Raw genomic sequence first — 14286 nt, 5'->3', positions numbered from 1 at the left:
CATAGCAATGTATATTTTTATATGAATAGGGCGGACAAGCCGCCAACATACAAGTGGAGGAAGAAATCATATTGATGCATGAACGAAGAGAGATCGAGGAGCGTACGATTCTTGTCGCGGATGATGAGCCGGAAATCGCGGAGCTGCTGAAACTGTTTCTGGAGCGGGAGCGTTGCCGCGTGATCGTGGCGGGAAACGGGCAGGAGGCATGGAGGATCATTCAGCAGGAACAGGTGGACCTGGCCGTGGTCGATATTATGATGCCGGAGCTGGACGGTTACCAGCTGATCGGGCGGATCCGGGAAAAACATACGATCCCCGTCATCATTTTGTCGGCCAAGGGCGGTGACGTCGATAAGGTGACCGGGCTTGGGATCGGGGCGGACGATTACATCTCCAAACCGTTTAGCCCAATCGAGGTGGTGGCGAGAATCAAAGCCCAGCTTCGCCGTTATTATGAGCTGAAAGGGGCCGGCGGAGACGGTGCTTCGCCGAAGCTTGCCACCGTCTGCGGGCCGCTGAAGCTGGATCACGAAGCCTGCATGCTGTACAAACGGGGCCAAGAGATTGCGCTTGGGCCGCTCGAATATAAGCTGCTCAAGCTTTTGATGGAATCGCCGGGAAGGATATTCACGAAACGCCAAATATACGAAAACGTATGGAACGAGCCTTATCTGGAGGACAGCAACACCGTCATGGTTCAGATCAGCAGGCTGAGGGACAAGCTGGAGGACGACCCGAGGGAACCGCGGTTTCTCGTGACCATTAAAGGGCTGGGATACAAACTGGATCCAAGGGACGTGGCGCCATGAGGAACATGCGAAGCGTCCATGCGGGCTTAATGCTTAACTACGTCCTTTTTTCCGTCATTCTCGGCATCATTGGTTTCATGGTGTACAAAGGCATGTATGATGCGCGGGACCAGTACTTGAACCAAACGCTGCCCATGGTGGAAGCCAGCCATTTGATCCGGGACGATTGGGAAAAGATTCCCTATGAAACCGTTCAATCCTTGGGCGGTTACATTCAGGTGCTGGATTCCGATTTGCGCGTCGTTTTTTCGCGCGGCAGCGGCAAGGAAAAAGCCAAATCCGCTTATACGGAGGAGGAGGTGTACGCGATGTTTTATGACGGAAACCGTTCGGCCTACTATTCTTTGGCGCCTTTCGTTGCGCCTGACGGCCGGCCATACCGATTGCTTGTCGCGATCCCGGGCGGGGCCGTTCAGAAAGAAAGCCGGTTGGCCAAGACGAACGCCGAAATCACCGGCGTATTTGCCGGTCTTCTGCTGCGGGGTTTGTTGTGGTTCGCCGCCGCGTTTTTGGCAAGCGTATGGCTGTACAGCCGGATCACGGCCAAACGGATTACGAAGCCGCTCGCCGCGGTAACCCGCGGACTCGACCGCATCGCCGAAGGCAGGGAAGACGAGAGGCTTTTTTATCGGGCCGACCGGGAGCTGATGGACCTCCAGTTTCGCTTCAACCGCATGGCCGACAGGCTCAAGCAGGCCGAGGCGGCAAAACGGAAGCTTGAAGAAGGGCGCCGCCGGATGATGATGGATATTTCCCATGACATTAAAACGCCGATTACGACGATCCAAGGTTATGCGGAAGTGCTGCGGCTCGGCATGGAGCAGGACAAAACGCAAAGGTTCGAATTCGCAAACCGCATCTATTTGAAAGCCAAGTTCATCGCTTCGCTTGTCGATGACTTGTTCGAACTGACCAAGCTTGAAAGCTTGGAGCCGGCGTACGAGCGCAGGACCGAAGATTTGGCGGAGCTGTGCCGTACCGCGGCGGCCGATCTATATGATTCGTTCGCGCAAAAAGGCATCGCCTTCGATGTCCGGATTCCGGAAACGCCGGTCAGGGTATGCTGCCACGAGGGGCTGATACGCCGGGCGGTCACGAATTTGTTGGCCAATGCGCTGAAGTACAATACGGAGGGCGCCCGCGTATGGCTATCGCTGGAGGTTACGGCCAAAAATGTTCGGGTGACGGTAGGAGATAACGGGCCGGGGATCGCGGATCAAGTGAAAGAAACCGTGTTCGAGCCGTTCGTTCGAGGCGACCGGGCCCGCCGGAGCGACGGCGGGAGCGGGCTGGGACTATCCATCGCCAAAGGCGCCGTCGAGCGGCATGACGGGCGGATTTGGCTCGATCCGGAAGCGAAAGGCACCGTCATTCACATCCTCCTCCCGACTCAACATTGCACGGAAGCCGCCAAGGTTGAAGGGCGAACGAAAATGACAATTTGAGCCATGCCTACGCACACGCCGGAATGTTCCGGCGTTTTTTTTTCATTTCGAACAAACCTTTGGGGACTCCCGCGTATCTAAAAGATATGCCAATGAACGATAGGGTGAATACGGTCAAAGGAGCAGAGAAACGTGAACGTAAAACAAGAAGTGAAAAAAGCGAGGAAGGGGGACCATGAAGCATTCATCCGGCTTGTGGTTGACATCAAAATGAAGATGTACGGGCTGGCTTTCTCGATTCTCCGCAGCGACGAGGATTGCGCCGACGCCATGCAGGAGACGATCCTGAAAGCGTACAAATCGCTTCATACGCTGAAAAAAGCGGAGTTTTTCCATACCTGGATCTGCAGAATACTGATCAATGAATGCCACCAGGTATTGAGAAACAAGAAACGGCTGGTCCCCGTGGACAATATGGAAGACATGGAACAAGCAAAGCCCGCATCCGATTATGATTCGCTGGATATCCGGGATGCCGTCGAACAACTGGACGAGCCGCTGCAGACCGTCATCCAGCTGTTTTATTTTCGGGATATGCCTCTGTTGTCCGTCGCCGAATTGCTGGGCATAACGGAAAATGCGGTCAAAGGGCGCTTGTTCAGGGCACGCCGGAGGCTGCTTCAAATATTGGGCGATACGCCGGAGAGGAAGGCAAAAAAGCATGGATCTGAACGATATCGAGATGAAGCTTAAGGACAGTCGGGTGCCGATCCCGGACGAACTGCCGCACATTGTCGGCGAACGCATGGCTGCGGCGTTTGAGGAATTGCCGTCTTTAACCGTAAAGCGCAGGAACAAGTGGTTATACGTTTGCGGTTCGGCAGCCGCTGCTTTTGCGGTGTGCCTCGCTTTGCTGGGTTCGGCGTTCGTTTCGCCGGCTATGGCCAAATCGCTGAAAGGGATTCCCTTTATCCAGGATTTATTCCAATTGACTCACCAGATCGGTTTGCAAACCGCCGACGAAAAAGGCATGATGGACGAGCTGAATGCCAGCGTGACGCATCACGGGGTGACGCTTCGGATTCCGAAACTGGTTTATTCCGGGTCAAATATTTATTTCGTATTGGAACAGGATACCGACGACCATCTGTTCACCAATCGTGATTTCAGCGTCAATGGCATGGTCAACGGGGAAGTGGTCGATATGACCGTAAGACAAGGGACGATGAAGAATTGGGGGCGTACAGGCACCCCTTCGGCCTCAATAGTGACGATCAGCCATCAGGAATTCAGCTCTAAGGACCATACCCCTTACCGATTCCCGGACGAATTTACGTTAAACCTGAAAATCACTTTGGCGGGGATGGAGAAGGATCCGTTCATGTTCGACATTCCCGTCAAGAAAAATGAAACGGCGACCAAAATCGTAACCTCGAACGATCCGCCGAAGGAATGGAAACAATTCAAAATTTCGCTGGGGAAAATCGAACTCACGCCGTTGATGACCAAACTGACGATTAATGAAGATTATGCGAAGCAAGATCTGACTAAGCGGAGAGAGAGACTGCGATACGTCCTTGAGGATCAGGACGGCAATCAGTTGGATTCCTCCGGCAGCGGATATGGAGGCGGCATTCCCGGCACGACCATGGTGGCGATGCACATGGATATGGACCCTTTCGAACGGATGCCCAAACGACTCAAAATCAAGCCGTACCTCATTTCGCATGAAACGCGAAAAAAGATGTTCATTCCGGAGCTGGAGATGACGGTGACGGTCGACGAATAACGAAGCCCGGATTCGACAAAAGCCTTAAGATCGTATGGGGAAGCTTAACGAGGGGAGGAATCGTTCCTGCCGTATAACATTTCCGGTACCCGGTCCATCTAATCCTATAGAGGGCCCTCGAACGATACTGAAATGTTTAGGAGGAACTATACATGAAGTCGATATATAAAGTGATGAGCGCCGCCGTCTTGGCCAGCTGCTTATTGGGAGGAGCCGCATGGGGGACAGCTTTCGCAGCCCAGGCTCAGGCAACCAAATCCGTTTCCGGCACCGTGACCCAGCAAGACATTTCCCTGCGCATCTCCAAGGCGACATACGACGGCAACGTCGTTCAGCTGGAAGTCGAACGTAACGGAAAGGGCCTCGTCGGAGGCATGACCGACTGGAAATGGGATGATCAAAAACAAGATAGCGTTCAGGAAAAAGGAGCGATTACATCCCTGGAACTCTTTATTAACGGCATCTCCGCCAATGCGTACGGCGGGTCCAAGCTATGGGAGCGCCCCAACGTTACTTGGCAAGCGGGTTCCAGCCCGGACAAAGCGCTCATCACGATGGCCGATGCGACTTATCTCGGAGATAAAGCCAGCCTGAAGGCTTTGCCGGACAACTTCAAACTCACGGCGAAGATTACGCTGAAAGGCGTCAACAAGCCGTATACGCTGAACGTTCCCGTACAAAAAAATGCAGGCACGGTGAAGAAGCTGAATCCGAACATCACGAAAAAATCGGGTAAAACCTCCATCACATTCAAAAAGGCAAACGTGACTTCGCATTCCGCGAGACTGCAGCTGATCGTTACGGGGGTGGACGCGAACACGACGATGCTGTACGATTTTTTTGACGATCAAGGCCGGAAAATCGAGCAGTTATCGGGCGGAAGAGGCACCGACGAAAACGGGGCCAAAGGGGTCATGTACCACGACATTTTCCTGGATATGCAGGGGAAAAACATCAAGTCCATTACGATTAAGCCGGCCAAACCCGTCTTTGAGGAACCGGGCGCCACATCCGGCGCATTCAAGGTAGATGACCAAGGCGAAGTGGTGATGGAATACTTGAAAGATCTCGAAATGACTGCCAAGATAAAATAGAAGCAGCAGCATAAAAGGCTTATCCTGCACTTTTTCTAGGGTTCAATGAATTTTGGAAACATCGCGGTCCCTTTCCGGCAGGCACCTGTTCGCCGGGAAGGGATTCTTCGTTCTGCAGAAATTTTTTCCATATAACATTTCGCGCCTCCGGACCATCTAATCCATAGAGGGCCTTTAAAAGGAGATGAAAGCAACGTGGTAACCATGGCACTTGAAGTCAAGAAGGCGCAGAAGGGAGACCTGGATGCGTTCGTCCGCATCATGCGCGATCTGGAGCCCCGGCTGTACAGCTTGGCTAAGTCCATTCTGAGAAGAGACGAAGACTGCGCGGATGCGATGCAGGAGGCAACGCTGAAAGCCTATAAATCGCTGTCGACATTAAGAAAACCTGAATATTTCAAGACATGGATGATCCGGATTCTCATCAACGAATGCAATCAATTGCTGCGAAACAGGCAGCGGACCGTGGTGATGGACGAGCTTCCGGAAGCGAAAACCTCGGATGCTTATTATGGCAGCTATCAGAAGGTGGATCTTCAGGAGGCGGTGAGCCGGTTGGACGAGTCGCTCCGAATCGTCATTCACCTGTTTTATTATCAGGATCTTCCGATTAAGCATATTTCAGAAATTCTCGGCATTTCGAACGGTGCCGTCCGGGCGCGCCTGCACCGGGCAAGGGGCATTTTGGCGGATCAAATGAAAAACGGAAAGGAGGGGGATTTATCGTATGAGCCTGTTTGATTTGGAACGTGAACTGACGCAATCCGGCAAGAAGCAAATCGCCGCGGAGGTTCCGGAGCTGATACGCCGCAAGCAGGATGAAATCTACGCCGCTTTGGCCGAAATGGAAGGGGGCGCGCGGCCGGGAAGAGACCGTCAACGAAAGAAAGCCGGCAAAATCGCTGCAGCGGCGTCGGCTGCCGCCTTGATCGCGGTTTTGGGAAGCGGCTTCGTTTCTCCGGCGATGGCTCAAACGATGAAACAGATCCCTGTCGTCGGCGGCATTTTTAAGCTTGCGGACGAATTGGGACTGCGGACGGCGGAAGAACAGGGGCTTGTATCGAATCCCGAGGCCTACGACGAACATGACGGAACGGTTCTTAAAATACGCGAGGTCGTATTCGACGGCACGCTTCTGTCGTTTTCCCTTCAACGGGAGGGCGGAGATTTTCACGGAGGAATATCCGATTATAAAGAAGTTCGTTCGGGCGGCGAATCAAAAATCGTCTACGAAAAGGGAGCGATCAAAGATGCCGAAATGTTCGTGGACGGCGTTGCGATGAAAAGTTTTCCGGGAGCGTACCGTCCGGATTTGACGTGGGAACCGTCGGCCGATGACGACGCGGTGTTGTTCCATGTCTTTAACAACAGCAATGGCTCGGTCCCGAATTCCACGCATTTGCCGGACGAGTTTTCGCTCACATTGAAGATTACCTTAGAAGGCTTCAAGGATCCTTTCGTGATCACGCTCCCGGTCCATAAACAGGCGGATCGCGTGACCGTTACATCCGGTGAACAGAAAACGTGGAACGGGCTATCCATGACGGTCAAAGAATTGGAATTCTCGCCGGTTTCAACGATCTTGAGGCTGGAAGTCCATGCCGACCATGAATGGACCGATGCCGAGAAGGGCAACCTGCTTTTTGAGGTGGTCGGAAGCAACGGCGAAAAGGGAAATCAAATCGGCGGCAAAGGGATTTATCCGGACCGAAAGACGGTAGCGTTCGATATCGTGCTGGATCGCTTCAAGGAAGCGCCCGAATCCGTCACCATCAAGCCGTTTATGCCCGTCTTTACCAATCCGGACGCGACCTTTGGCGGGTATGCGCTGGACGAGAACGGGGAGATTCGGAAACATTTCATGCAGGAATTGAACTTGACGGTTCCCGTCGACCGGTCGCGCATCGACCAATTGTATCGCCTTCAATGAGCTGTTGCCGCATCCGGGAATAACCGGGTAAAAGACTAAGTCGATCGCTTCCTAGATTCAGGGGGCGGTCGATTTTCATTCTCCGGTACCTATATGTTCTATACTCATCCATGTGATCACACCATCATCGCCGTAGCTCGTTGAAGCCCTGCGGACGGGTTGCTATCCGTCATCACGCCAATTTCTTGAGCGTCATATAGACAATTGAGCGAACCGAAATAAAAACCAAAACGAACCCAATAAAGCTCCATGAATAATTCCATGGATGGTGAGGCCGGTACATATCGGCTGCTTTGAAAATAGGTTCGATCATATACGAAAATACAGCCGCAGCTACTATGGCAATGATGATAAATGACCTTCTGTTTTTTGCAAACTGATTCATAAACATAAATGTGACCGGAAATACGGCACAATCGCCGGGGATAAATTGCACAGTTAAAGGAACTAATTTGATCGGATATCCCCACAAACCGTAGAACGTACCCAAATTATCCAGAAATATCGCAACAATTGAAAATGCCAATCCCAAAATCAAAAGTTCTTTGCCTCTTTTTCTATCGAAAAAGATCCACCATATGATCCAAGGAGCAATGGCTGAGAATAACAATAGCCACCATTGCCATGATCCCAATGAATGCTGCAACCAGTCCGTTGTGCTTATTTGTTCGAGGGATTCCCTAACGTCTCTGATGTCCTTGTATGAACTCATGGATATCTCCTTACCTAACCAATCGAATTGTGCAGCAAACCAGTTAACATAATTGAGCATATTTTAAGCCTGCAAAGGTGGAATTATGCAATAGACGGTCCGATAACGAACGAATTCGAGCCGGGAGGAGAGGAATAGACTGCGAAGGAAGGATGAAACGGCGACTTGCCCAAGCCGCCGTAAGAATTCAATGCCTAAGGAATGCTGTAAAAAAGAAGCCGGGACAATGGCATCCTCTGATCATTTGTTGTTGGAGTTTATGCCTAATCATGTCGCGAAGGCTGCTTGCGGGGATGACTTGAGCAAACGTACCCTGCAGCGATGCCATAAAAACATCATGGACGGTTTGGGCCGGAATCACGGTACCGTTCCATTCCAAGTCCCTGGTGGCACACGCATCGTCCAGCAGCACCACTTCATATCCCAAGCGGCTTGCGCTTCGAACCGTCGAATCGATGCATATGTGGCTCATCATGCCGCAAATGACCAACCGCTTTGCTTGGATCGATTCAAGATGCGCTTGCAATTCGGTTTGAAAAAAGCTGTCCGGCGTATGTTTGACGATCACTTTTTCGTCGGATCGAGGTTTTACGCCTTCATGAATGTGGATTCCTTCGGTGCCGGGGAGGAAAAACGCGGCCTGCTCATCCAGAAGAATGCACTGAATATGAATGATGGGCAGGTTTTTTTCCCGGAACAGCGCCAATGCTTCTTGGGCATGGGTTAACGCCTGATCGGGATGGTATAACTCGTTTCGGCCTCCTTTGAAATAATCGTTCTGAATGTCTACCGATATAAATGCAGTATTCATGGTACATGGCTCCTTTGCTCGTAGAAAAGTTGGTTTCTACACGCATTATAGTACCGGTATGACGTACGGTGAATTACCCACTTTTTTGTGGGTATGGAATGCCTTTGCGGTCGAGAAGTTCGGTTTGCCCCATCTCCACCATGTAATCAATGCCTATTTCCTGCATGATCAGCACCGCGTCCAGCAGCCTTTTTCCGCGCTCGGTAAGGTAATATTCGACATGCAGCGGATAACCCTCCGTTTTGATTTTATCGACGATTCCGGAAGACCTGAGTTCTCTTAAATGCTGCAGCAGCATCTTTTGGGTGATCTGGTCGATATCCCTCTCCAGTTGGGCCAAGGACATACTCCCGTCTTTTAATTGATAAATGATCATGGTTTTCCATTTGCCCTTTATAATGTCATGTACAACCTCTAAAGGGCAGGTACATTGCTCTCGGATAATCATCGGACTCACCTCTATGCCATCATATCAAAAACAGGAAAATTCTTCATTTGTTCGTTTTCTCCGCTTTTTTCGTCCGCCGCTTGTTTTTACCATAAAAAAACTGGCAAGCATCCCAAAATGATTTACACTAGAGTTACATTTTCTGACAAACGCCGCGTATGTGGAAATGCCCATGATGATCGTAGAAATGCACATACTGGCCCGATTTTAGAACTGTTATATTGAAAGGGCGGAGGTGTTGGCCGATGAAGCTGCGGAACCCGTTAACGAAAATGAACGTCAAGCAGCAGATGATCCTGCTGTTTCTGGTGCTCGTCATTCCGCTTTTTATCCTGAACAGTTACGGCAACGGCAAGGCGGGGCAAGTGTTGAAACGCCACGTGACCAATGCGTACATCGAGTTGAACAAGCAAAACTTCAAGCTCATCAGCCGGGATATCGAAACGATCAACAAGGTGACGTCCACCGTGCTGCAAAATGCGATGATTCAGCAGCTCAGCACGGCCGGGGACGAAACGATTCTGACCCGGGTGAAAAATTACGAAAAAATCGAGGTCATGCTCAATACCTATTCGCAGGAGACCGATGAGCGGGAGCCGCTCTATTATTCGCTGTACGTGTACGATCCGGATAACGCTTATTTTTTCGCCCCTTATTACCCGGAATCGAAAAAGTCGGGGCTGTATTTCTTTTCGAGCGAGAAGGAAAAGCCGGAATGGTTCGACGAAGCCGTCTCCCGCAAAGGGAACGGTTATTTGAGGCTGACGGATCATCTTTCGCCTCCCGTGAAGGGACAGAAGGATCAGCAGACGCTTCTTTACGTGCGGGCGATCAACAACATCTACAAAGGCGGGACGATCGGCGTGCTGGCGGTGTCCAACGTCGATGCCCGGATCGGCGAATCCTTGAAAACGGTGTCACTGCCGGAAGGCGAGATTTATTTCACGGATTGGAACAACCATATTTTGACGACGACGGAACAAGGGAGAACGGGCGTGCTCGACCTGCCGCCGGAGCTTGACCCCGGCAATTCCGCCATTGGCGTCAAGGACGTGATCACAAAGGATTTCATCTACGTGGCGGATTACAATTACGTGCTTCAGCAGAAGCTGATCTACAAAGTGCCCGTCAAAGCCCTGCTTCAGCAGCAGAACGAAATCAAGCGGGTCATTCTGGTCATTTCGATTGCTTATTTTATCGTCGGCCTGATCATCATTTTGTATTTCTGGCGGTCGCTGATGACGCCGCTGCAAAAGCTGGTGTTTTTCGTCCGCAGGTACGAACCCGGCCAGATCGTGCCGCAGACCCCGCTGCGCAAACGAAACGACGAGGTCAGCGTGCTGATCTCCACGATCTATGACATGGCGCGAAGGCTGAACGATCTTATCCATTATCAATACGCGATGGACCTGAAGCAGAAGGAATTCCAGCTTTCGCTTTTATACCAGCAGATCAACCCGCATTTGCTGTACAACACCCTGGAGAGCATTTATTGGAAAAGCATGATGGAAGGGAACACGACTTCCGCCGAAATGATCAAGGATTTGTCCAAGCTGATGAAAATCAGCCTCAGCCGCGGACGGGAGCTGATTACGCTGGAAGAGGAACTCGAGCATGCCACGGCTTACATCAAGCTGCAGCAGAACCGGTACGATTATGCTTTCCGCGTCGAAATGGACGTTCCGGAGCATTTGTATTCCGTCCACATTCCGAAAATCACGCTCCAGCCCCTGATCGAAAACGCGATTATTCATGGCATTAAAAATATGGGCGAAGACGGAGAAATCCGGATTGCCGCCGAAGAGCGCCGGGGCGTGCTGTACATCCGCATTTCGGACAACGGCTTCAAACCCGTGGATTACGAAACGATCCGCAAAGTGCTCGGCGACGATTCGCCGAATCCCGCGAAAGGGTACGGCATCCGCAACATTCACCAGCGCCTGCAGCTGCATTTCGGGCCCGAATACGGACTGGCTTACGAGGCGCGGGAAGGCGGAGGCACGACGGTCACCGTATCGCTGCAGATCACGAGGCAAGAGGACTAAAAGGAGGCACTAAAGCGATGTACAACATTTTGGTCGTGGATGACGAACCGCTGATTTGCAAAGGGCTGGCCGGGCTTTTGAACGCTTCGGGCCTTGGCATCGGCAAAATCATGACGGCGGCGAGCGGTGAAGAAGCGCTGGACTACATTCGCATGGAGGATATCGATCTGCTCATCACGGATATCCAAATGGGAGAAATGAGCGGGATCGAGCTGATGCACCAAGCCAAAATCGTCAAACCATGGGTGCAGACGATCATCATTTCCGCGCACGAGACGTTTCAGTATGCCCAGATGGCCATCCGCCTGGGGGCGCGGGATTATTTGATCAAGCCGCTGAACAGCGAGCAGTTTCTCGACTCGGTGCGCAGCGTGCTGCTCAAGATGGATAAGCCGCTGCCGCGCACGGAAGAGGTGCTGTCGGGCGGCCAAGGGGATTTTCGCATGGAGGAACCGCAGCCGGAGGTTAACGAGCCGCTGAACCGTCTGCTCGCGGAAAGCGTCGAACATCCGGATGAGCCGTATCCGGAGCAGCCGTATTACGAAAGCATCGGGATAACCGGACCGTATTTCGCCGTCATCAAGGTGAAGCTTGCCTTGAACGGGGCGGACGGGGAAAGGCCGTTTCCGGTAAGGGACATTCCGCTCATGCAGTACGCTTCGCTGAACATCATCCAGGAGCTGCTGGATCGGGAGTTGGATGCGCGGGTGTTTTATGCGCCCGACCGCAGCATCAATATTTTGGCGCAATGGAGCGAGGAGGCGTACGCGGAGCAGCATGCGAACCGGATCAGCCAGCTGGAGATGATCGGCCGGAGCATGCACCATCATATCGGCAAATATTTGAAAATGGACTGCACGGTCGGCATCAGCCAGATCCTGAAAGGGCTGCAGTTCGTCCACGTACTCAGCCGCCAGGCCGACAAGGCGATGCTTTGGGCCCGGGAGCACGGCGATTACCACGTTTTTTATTACGGCGATTTCAGCTGGCATAACTATGCCCGCGACCCGAACCCCGACGAGCTTTCCACGCAGAGCAACCGCATCGTGGATCAGGCCAAAGCCTACATCGAAGAGAATTACTGCCAAAAGGGGCTTACGATCCAAGAGGTCGCAAGGCGCAACCATGTCAGCCCGAACTATTTGAGCTATTTATTCAAAAAAATGACCGGCTTCAACCTGTGGGAATACGTGGTGAAGCTGCGGATGGAGGAAAGCCGGTCGCTGCTGCTGCACACCGATCTGCGCCGCTACGAAATCGCCGAGCGGGTCGGCTACGAATCGCCGGAGCACTTCAGCAAAATTTTCAAAAAGTACTACGGCGTCAGCCCGAGCGACCTGAAGAAATAGAAGAAGTAAGATCAACCATAATTCACATAGAACTAGACATGTTCCGAGGCGGCTCCCTTTCCTACAATGAACGTAAGCTGGAAATCAACAAGGAATGAGGGAGAACCATGGGGGAGCCAGGTTTGGTGAGGCAGCCGGCCAGCGAGAGCCAATCGTCCAAAAGAAGAGGCGTTTTTAAAAAGCACTTTTGGGGATACATGTTTTTGCTGCCGGCTGTCGTGATTTTTATTTTGTTTTTATGGGTGCCGATCGCCAAAGGGGCATTGTACAGCTTTTACGAGATCGATTTCGTCAATGGCAACACCTTTGTCGGCTTGGACAACTACGTCCGGGTGTTCCATGATCCTGACGTATGGACGGCGATCAAAAATACGCTGTACTACATGCTGTTGACGGTCATTATCGGATTTTGGGTGCCGATCGTCGCTTCCATCGCGATTTCGGAGCTGCGCCGTTTCCAAGGCTTCGCGCGCATCGCCGCCTATTTGCCGTTCGTCGTGCCCGGCGTCGTGCTGTACGGCATGTGGAGATGGATGTACGATCCGGTCGGGCCGATCAACGGGCTTTTGAGCTCGCTCGGCGTCGATCCGGTGTCGTTCATTTCGGACAGCCGCTGGTCGATGGTCGCGATCGTGTTCATGGAGACGTGGCAGCAGTTCGGGTCGGCGATGCTGATTTACCTGGCCGGTGTCCTGAGCATCCCGAGGGACTGGTACGAAGCGGCCGAGATCGACGGCGCCGGCGTATGGAGCCGGATTCGGCACATCACGCTTCCTTCGATGCGCAGCCTGATCATCCTGATGTTCATTTTGCAGGTGATCGGCACGTCCCAGGCTTACCAGTCGCAGCTTGCCTTGCTGGACGGCGGACCGAACAACGCGACGCTGACGTATGCGCTGCTCATCGTCAAATACGCCTTTACGCGGCTGGACTACGGCACGGCGACGGCGCTCGGCATGCTGATGTTCATCGTGCTCAGCCTGGTGGGCCTGCTTCAATACAAGCTCAACAAGGAGGAGTATGAAAGATGAGCAAGCAGCCTGAACGCGGCATCCTGTCGGATTCCGACCTGAAAAAGCCGTTGAACCGGGTCGTGTACGGCCTCATGGTGTTCGGCATCCTCGTCATGATCGTGACGATGCTGTATCCGATTTTGATGACGATGTTCAACGGCCTGAAAACGAATCAGGAAGTCAACATGTTTCCGCCGCATTTTTTCCCGGAGACGTGGAACTGGAGCAACTTCAAGGAAGGCTGGGAATACATCGATCTGCCGATGTTCCTGAAAAACACGCTGTTTGTGTTCGTCGGCAACCTGGTGATGACGATTTTCGTGCTCGGCCTTGCATCCTTCAGCATTTCGCGCCTGAAGGTGCCTTATCACCGGGCGATCTACTTTTTTATTTTGATGACGTTGTTTATTCCGGCTTCGAGTTACATGATTCCGAACTTCGTCAACCTGAAGGACCTCGGGCTGCTTAACACCTTCTGGGCGTTCTGGCTTCCGGCGGGGGCAAGCGCGTATTATTTCCTGCTGATGAAAAATTTTTTTGACGGCATCCATCCGGAGATCTTCGAGGCCGCGCGCATCGACGGAGCTTCGGAGATCAACAGCTACATCCGCATTGCGGTCCCGCTGTCCGTGCCGATTTTTGCGACGCTGGCGATCTTTATTTTTTCGGGCGCCTGGAACGATTGGTTCTGGCCGTCCCTGGTGCTGCACAGCGAAGAGAAATACACCTTGGCGACGGCGATCTACAAATACGTCATCAACGCGCGCAGCATGGACAACAGCATCAAATTCGCGATCCTGTTCATGGTCATGGTGCCGCCGATTTTCGTGTTCCTCGTGTTCCAGCGGTTCATTATGCGGAGCGTCAGCCTGTCCGCGGTGAAGGGATAAAATCCGGC

At 52.4% G+C, this 14286-nt stretch carries 14 protein-coding genes; 11 read left to right on the top strand and 3 right to left on the bottom strand.

Annotated features, from left to right (window positions below; all coding sequences use genetic code 11):
- Window positions 1-74: 74 nt before the first annotated feature.
- The 7 genes from NYE48_RS24355 (at window position 75) to NYE48_RS24325 (ending at window position 7010) form a co-directional block, all read left to right on the top strand.
- Window positions 75-812 carry a response regulator transcription factor gene (locus tag NYE48_RS24355; protein ID WP_036708931.1) on the top strand — a complete coding sequence of 246 codons (738 nt, stop codon included), beginning with the start codon at window positions 75-77 and terminating at the stop codon, window positions 810-812.
- Window positions 809-2257: a sensor histidine kinase gene (locus NYE48_RS24350; protein ID WP_341000234.1), complete on the top strand. Its 1449-nt coding sequence runs from the start codon at window positions 809-811 to the stop codon at window positions 2255-2257. Before NYE48_RS24355 ends, NYE48_RS24350 begins: the two co-directional genes overlap by 4 nt.
- A 132-nt stretch (window positions 2258-2389) precedes the next feature.
- A complete protein-coding gene (locus tag NYE48_RS24345; protein WP_341000233.1) occupies window positions 2390-2950 on the top strand; it encodes a sigma-70 family RNA polymerase sigma factor in 561 nt (186 codons plus the stop codon).
- The gene (locus NYE48_RS24340) at window positions 2919-3986 is read left to right on the top strand and encodes a DUF4179 domain-containing protein (protein ID WP_341000232.1); all 1068 of its coding nucleotides are present in this window, start codon (window positions 2919-2921) and stop codon (window positions 3984-3986) included. The genes NYE48_RS24345 and NYE48_RS24340 overlap by 32 nt, the downstream gene beginning before the upstream one ends.
- A gap of 152 nt (window positions 3987-4138) precedes the next feature.
- The gene (locus NYE48_RS24335; protein ID WP_341000231.1) at window positions 4139-5080 is read left to right on the top strand and encodes a DUF5643 domain-containing protein; all 942 of its coding nucleotides are present in this window, start codon (window positions 4139-4141) and stop codon (window positions 5078-5080) included.
- A 204-nt stretch (window positions 5081-5284) separates the two neighbouring features.
- Complete coding sequence (locus tag NYE48_RS24330; protein WP_341000727.1) at window positions 5285-5821, top strand: sigma-70 family RNA polymerase sigma factor; 537 nt, start codon at window positions 5285-5287, stop codon at window positions 5819-5821.
- The gene (locus NYE48_RS24325) at window positions 5808-7010 is read left to right on the top strand and encodes a DUF4179 domain-containing protein (RefSeq protein ID WP_341000230.1); all 1203 of its coding nucleotides are present in this window, start codon (window positions 5808-5810) and stop codon (window positions 7008-7010) included. The genes NYE48_RS24330 and NYE48_RS24325 overlap by 14 nt, the downstream gene beginning before the upstream one ends.
- A 172-nt stretch (window positions 7011-7182) precedes the next feature.
- Here NYE48_RS24325 and NYE48_RS24320 read toward each other — a convergent pair whose 3' ends face one another.
- The 3 genes from NYE48_RS24320 to NYE48_RS24310 form a co-directional block, all read right to left on the bottom strand.
- A complete protein-coding gene (locus NYE48_RS24320; RefSeq protein WP_341000229.1) occupies window positions 7183-7722 on the bottom strand; it encodes a CBO0543 family protein in 540 nt (179 codons plus the stop codon).
- A 187-nt stretch (window positions 7723-7909) separates the two neighbouring features.
- Window positions 7910-8533: a cysteine hydrolase family protein gene (locus NYE48_RS24315; protein WP_341000228.1), complete on the bottom strand. Its 624-nt coding sequence runs from the start codon at window positions 8531-8533 to the stop codon at window positions 7910-7912.
- A 73-nt stretch (window positions 8534-8606) separates the two neighbouring features.
- Window positions 8607-8981, bottom strand: a complete 375-nt coding sequence (locus NYE48_RS24310) for a winged helix-turn-helix transcriptional regulator (RefSeq protein ID WP_212952265.1) — start codon at window positions 8979-8981, stop codon at window positions 8607-8609.
- Window positions 8982-9226: 245 nt separating this feature from the next.
- On the opposite strand from NYE48_RS24310, the gene NYE48_RS24305 reads away from it, so the two are divergent.
- The 4 genes from NYE48_RS24305 to NYE48_RS24290 all read left to right on the top strand — a co-directional run bounded on the left by NYE48_RS24305 (window position 9227) and on the right by NYE48_RS24290 (window position 14278).
- The gene (locus NYE48_RS24305) at window positions 9227-11026 is read left to right on the top strand and encodes a sensor histidine kinase (RefSeq protein ID WP_036708855.1); all 1800 of its coding nucleotides are present in this window, start codon (window positions 9227-9229) and stop codon (window positions 11024-11026) included.
- A gap of 17 nt (window positions 11027-11043) precedes the next feature.
- Window positions 11044-12375: a response regulator transcription factor gene (locus NYE48_RS24300; protein WP_341000225.1), complete on the top strand. Its 1332-nt coding sequence runs from the start codon at window positions 11044-11046 to the stop codon at window positions 12373-12375.
- Between the two features lie 107 nt (window positions 12376-12482).
- Window positions 12483-13406: a carbohydrate ABC transporter permease gene (locus NYE48_RS24295; protein ID WP_246537206.1), complete on the top strand. Its 924-nt coding sequence runs from the start codon at window positions 12483-12485 to the stop codon at window positions 13404-13406.
- On the top strand, window positions 13403-14278 hold the full coding sequence (locus NYE48_RS24290) for a carbohydrate ABC transporter permease (protein ID WP_341000224.1): 876 nt from the start codon (window positions 13403-13405) through the stop codon (window positions 14276-14278). Before NYE48_RS24295 ends, NYE48_RS24290 begins: the two co-directional genes overlap by 4 nt.
- Window positions 14279-14286: the final 8 nt, after the last annotated feature.

The organism is Paenibacillus sp. FSL M7-1455 (assembly GCF_038004655.1).
GTDB lineage: Bacteria > Bacillota > Bacilli > Paenibacillales > Paenibacillaceae > Paenibacillus_AQ > Paenibacillus_AQ cookii.
This window is presented reverse-complemented; position numbering and strand designations above follow the sequence as displayed.